At 46.6% G+C, this 4,305-nt stretch carries 7 protein-coding genes; 5 read left to right on the top strand and 2 right to left on the bottom strand.

Translation table 11 applies throughout. The features are described from left to right. Together LAY57_RS34985 and LAY57_RS34980 are read left to right on the top strand one after the other, a co-directional pair. A partial coding sequence (locus tag LAY57_RS34985) for a ribbon-helix-helix domain-containing protein (RefSeq protein WP_249071994.1) occupies nucleotides 1-246 on the top strand: 246 nt, incomplete at its 5' end. Between the two features lie 95 nt (nucleotides 247-341). Beyond that, complete coding sequence (locus LAY57_RS34980; protein WP_249071992.1) at nucleotides 342-722, top strand: hypothetical protein; 381 nt, start codon at nucleotides 342-344, stop codon at nucleotides 720-722. A 216-nt stretch (nucleotides 723-938) separates the two neighbouring features. On the opposite strand, the gene LAY57_RS36380 is transcribed toward LAY57_RS34980, so the two are convergent. Both LAY57_RS36380 and LAY57_RS34970 read right to left on the bottom strand, forming a co-directional pair. After that, entirely contained in the window at nucleotides 939-1,016 is a 78-nt protein-coding gene (locus LAY57_RS36380; RefSeq protein WP_338022550.1) for a hypothetical protein, read from the bottom strand. 1,642 nt (nucleotides 1,017-2,658) lie between these two features. Beyond that, on the bottom strand, nucleotides 2,659-3,048 hold the full coding sequence (locus tag LAY57_RS34970) for a hypothetical protein (RefSeq protein ID WP_249071990.1): 390 nt from the start codon (nucleotides 3,046-3,048) through the stop codon (nucleotides 2,659-2,661). 35 nt (nucleotides 3,049-3,083) lie between these two features. Between LAY57_RS34970 and LAY57_RS34965 the strand changes: the two genes are divergently transcribed. Genes LAY57_RS34965 through LAY57_RS34955 form a run of 3 tightly spaced genes read left to right on the top strand, consistent with a single transcriptional unit; the run spans nucleotide 3,084 to nucleotide 4,241 of the window. Beyond that, on the top strand, nucleotides 3,084-3,242 hold the full coding sequence (locus tag LAY57_RS34965; RefSeq protein ID WP_249071987.1) for a hypothetical protein: 159 nt from the start codon (nucleotides 3,084-3,086) through the stop codon (nucleotides 3,240-3,242). 38 nt (nucleotides 3,243-3,280) lie between these two features. Next, the gene (locus tag LAY57_RS34960) at nucleotides 3,281-3,844 is read left to right on the top strand and encodes a hypothetical protein (RefSeq protein ID WP_249071985.1); all 564 of its coding nucleotides are present in this window, start codon (nucleotides 3,281-3,283) and stop codon (nucleotides 3,842-3,844) included. After that, nucleotides 3,789-4,241: a protelomerase family protein gene (locus LAY57_RS34955; protein ID WP_249071983.1), complete on the top strand. Its 453-nt coding sequence runs from the start codon at nucleotides 3,789-3,791 to the stop codon at nucleotides 4,239-4,241. The genes LAY57_RS34960 and LAY57_RS34955 overlap by 56 nt, the downstream gene beginning before the upstream one ends. Nucleotides 4,242-4,305 lie beyond the last annotated feature (64 nt).

Genomic DNA, 4,305 nt, shown 5'->3' with positions numbered 1-4,305 from the left:
GCTACTGTAGAACAGAGTAACACAGAATTCACTTTGGAACACAGTACAATGCAGTCATTGATATTAAATGATGATGTGACCACTAGGCGAAAAGCAGAAATTATTACCGCTTACGTAAATCCAGACCTAAAGGCAGTGCTGGCAGAATGGGCGAAACAAGAAAATCGCTCGGTTAGCAGCTTAATAACTCACCTTTTGGCCAATGCTGTTGAAGACCGCCAAAAACAGGTAGAAAACGCCAATTAATGTCATTTACAGGCGCTAAAACCAATAATTGGCTATTTGCGGTTATTTATTCCCATTAATCGCCATTTATACCCTTTTCGTGCCAATCCTCACCCATGACCCAAACGCCAGACTCAGATAGAGAAGAAGATATGCAAGCAGTCAAAGAGCTTCTGAGTACGACAGCAGCGATCGCAGATCGAAACACCCAAGCGATTAACCTGATAGCGGGACACCTAGATCGGATGGCCGTCAGGTTTGAGCAATTAGCCGCCGCGCAACACAGTAGTCAACAAACCACCCAAGTAGGGATTGACCAATTAGCAGGGTTGATGGTGCGATTTGCAGAGAATGCAGAAGCAGACCGAACGGCAATGAGGCAGTTCGCCCAAAATGCAGAAGCAGACCGAGCGGCGATTAGAGAGATGCAAGCCGAGGTCACGCAGATTTGGCAGTACCTGCTCTCCCAACGTCCCAACGGTAGCAGCAGTCAGTGAAAATCAACAGGCACGGTCAAGCAAAAGTATTGAGTCAGCCCGAACGAGAACTTTGATTTACAGAAGGGCTGACAACTTTGCGCGATCGCAAGCCTATCTATGCTAGGAGTGCATAAAGCTCCGTTAAACACGCATTTAACGACTTCACCACCCACCGGAGACAACATCGACAGTGTAGAAGCTGCCCCTAAAACCTGTTCGTCCGTGACTTCTAAATCACTTCTGTAACTGCTCTAAGTTCCGGTGGCCGCTAAGTTCCTGAATCACTCTTAAGGGGATTCCTGCGTTACTCATTTGGGTAAGGGCAGTACGCCGGAAACTATGGGTACTTACTCCGATGACTCGAGCGGATCGCGGCTATCTGTATACAAGAGGAATTGGGTGATGTAGTAAAGTGCCAGCGCACTCGCTCTATCTATATACAAGGCAGCTTAGATAAAATAAGCAGCGATCGCAGTCCTGCTATCTTTATACAAGAGGAGTAGTAGGCACAATTTGGCTCACGCCTGCCAACATCTATACAGAGTATGAACAGAAAAAGCCTTAAGTTCGCCCTCTCGCTTATCCCTGTACAAGAGTCAGCGCAAGGTAATAGCCTGCGAATATCTATATACAAGAGGAGTGTGGTAATCAACCGAGAGCCAATCGCATTTAATTATCTATGCACAAGAGGAAGTGAGTAGAGAACTGAAATGCGATCGTCAACCAAAACAAATTTAGATCTTTCCTGAAAACGTGACAGCACTTGTTCTCCCATCTGACTTGACAGAATTAAGTTTTTGTTGATATTCCTGATTTCATCAACCAAATTACAACATAGTTAGGGATAGCTTCGATAAATCCGGAGTGAGTGTCCGGAATTGCCTAAAAATTTTGACCAAATACATTTTAAACTGTTCGCCGCCATCAAAATGATCTTCGATTGTCATCGCGATGATTTTGGGAAAGTAGTGGGAAAACGGTGGTCAGCTACTGGGAATCCACTGGGAAAATCAGCCCCAAAAAACTGTAATAAAAATTTACACTTTCCCACTCTTTTCCCATCACTTGCCCATCAAATTCCCACTACTTTCCCACCGTCAAAGGAAGGAAAATGAGAAAGCGATAAATCACTATACGAAAGGGAGCGTGATAGATAGTAACGAAGGGCGAACGGGTCAAAAATTCACATCTGGCAAGAAAGAAAAATCTGCGCTGCTGTCTGGATACCAGGCATGAATTTATCCGCTAGAGCAAGATTGGCGATCTTCAAGGGGCCCGACCAAGCTAGAAGTCGTGACTGACACCAACCCCCGATCTGATCAACCAATAGGGGTTTAGTGTCAGTTTCATGAACTTGCTGTGCTGTACTTTTCGGGCTCTCGCGAACTGGTAAAATCCAACTGACACCAACCCCCGATTTTATAAACCAGTAGGGGTTTAGTGTCAGGAGTCCTAACTCGCCCTTTGCGCCCCCAACTTCTCGCTGCCTCAATACAGCCAAGCTTGGGCCAACTCCTGCCCGATCGAGAGAGGAGTTGTCCCATAGTCCAGTAGAGTACAGATGGGTGTGGTCTCTCACCCGTTGGTGATGTGGGGGACAAGGGGGACAAGGGAGACAAGGGAGACAAGGGAGACAAGGGAGACAAGGCGGACAAGGCCCAGAAGAAAAGCTTTTCGTTTCAACCAACTACTTATGACCACACCCGTACAAATGGAAAAAAGCGCTAGAGGGCCATTTAAGAAATTGAAGCCAACAGTGGGCTGGTCGCCACGCACTGGTGAGGTAAACCGTAATCTCTTATTACGGTTTACCTCACCAAAGAAGAGAAGCCAATCGTGGTCAAGTGGCAGTTGAGGGGAAGTCCTCCTTAACAGCGTCGATGTCCGGGGCAGGAAAGACCTGAAACGAAGGAGCCGCAATTGTTTGGGGAAGGAGAGTGCAAAGAACAGAGAATTAACACCCTGGGTGTCCGCTAGATTGCCTTTTATAGAGAAAATAACGATTTAAATCTTTGTTAGTAGCCATGTAGATCGGAATAATGGCATAGAGAAAGGCCATAATCAAACTGCCCACGATCAGGGTGGTGGAGAGCTTTGAACTCAGGACTTGAACCATTGTGATGAGAACCACAACCAGCAAACTACAGATACCGATCAGGAGCCATTTAGCCCATGAACGTCCCTGTATAACAAAGTACATCACTAGCATTGTGAGTAAGATCCGACCAATAGCCCACCGATCCCGCGCAATCAACACCAATGTAGTATCTAGGTAGCACAGCAGCAGGAACATCGCAACTAATTTATTTCGAGCTTTCAAAGCCGATTGGTCAAGCTGGGTCATGGATTTTGCGATCGTTTAAGTAAGTTGATAATTACTTGTATAACTATCTATATACAAGAGGAGAAAGAGGGGGAGGGCAATGCGATCGGATTGGAACTATCCCTATACAAGAGGAGAGAAAAGGGTCGGGCAATGCGATCGCACTGGCAGTGGCGATCGCTAAGGGAAGGCGTGAGGAAAGAAAGTTGGGGTAAGATAGGCACAAAGCATTGACAAAGTGCGATCGATCGAGATGGTTTGTTCAGAGGCAGTAACAGAATCAGAATTATGGAGCTTTGCAGGATCAGAAGAAGTATTAAAGCGCCAACAATCGCTCGTGAGCGATTTCGGAGAGCAAATATCCAAAAAACTAGGTAGCAGGATACAACAGTTTTACCAACAAATATTGGCCCTCGGACAATCAAAATATCACAGTGATGGCAATTGGGATATTTCGATTCATCAGGACATCGCCGCATTAGCCAGTCAGGTCAAAGAATGGATGAACTCACAACCGGGCAAGCGAGGGTCGGAAGCTCTAGGCTTCTTGACTAAACTCAGGTACTTTACCCACATTCGTAACTTACTCAATTCATTAGTAGAAGTAACGGTCAAAGAAGCTTATTTCACCAGCATATCCTCTTGTATAGAGATACTGCTGGCTCGGTTAAAGACACAGATGGCGCAAGAGCTAGCGCAAAAAAAAGGACGACAAAAACGGTTGCTAGCGGTGCGGAAAAAGCACAAAGAAACCATCAATTTTGGGGATTTGCACCAATACGCGATCGAGGTTCTCTCGAAGCGAGGAAAGTATTGATGCTGGCGATTGGAAACAAGTATCGGTGGCCTTGGCGATTGCCACAGGCAGAAGAATGGCAGAAATTCATCATGCAGCCACTAAATTTGAGTACGTTGAGCCGCGCTACGTTTTGTTTACGGGTCAACTGAAAGCGCGGGGGGATGCAGCAATTTACTTTCAACAAAATCCCAGCTATCTCATCCCTGTCCTAGTCGATGGGTCATTAGTGGTGAAAGGTCATCAGTGGTTAAAGTCCAATGGCCTGGTAGCCACTTCCCCGCCCTTAGCCAGCCGGGTGTTTGGCGGTTCTCTAGGCCAGTTGATGAAGCAGAAGCGGCAGGATTGGGGCATTAGCCATCCCTACTTCACCTACAAGGCACTGCGAGCAATTTATGCCGTAGCCCTGACGGGGTGACAACAATGGGTCAACCCCTTACTGCGTGCGGGGTTGACCCATTGTTGTCAAAAAAAAATAGGTC

It is taken from the genome of Argonema antarcticum A004/B2, assembly GCF_023333585.1.
GTDB lineage: Bacteria > Cyanobacteriota > Cyanobacteriia > Cyanobacteriales > Aerosakkonemataceae > Argonema > Argonema antarcticum.
This window is presented reverse-complemented; position numbering and strand designations above follow the sequence as displayed.

What these genes read in the sequence shown, in the direction of transcription:
- LAY57_RS36380 (WP_338022550.1), bottom strand. Translation starts at nt 1,016, where the DNA reads ATGAGTAACGCAGGAATCCCCTTAAGAGTGATTCAGGAACTTAGCGGC.
- LAY57_RS34960 (WP_249071985.1), top strand. Translation starts at nt 3,281, where the DNA reads ATGGTTTGTTCAGAGGCAGTAACAGAATCAGAATTATGGAGCTTTGCA.
- LAY57_RS34970 (WP_249071990.1), bottom strand. Translation starts at nt 3,048, where the DNA reads ATGACCCAGCTTGACCAATCGGCTTTGAAAGCTCGAAATAAATTAGTT.
- LAY57_RS34980 (WP_249071992.1), top strand. Translation starts at nt 342, where the DNA reads ATGACCCAAACGCCAGACTCAGATAGAGAAGAAGATATGCAAGCAGTC.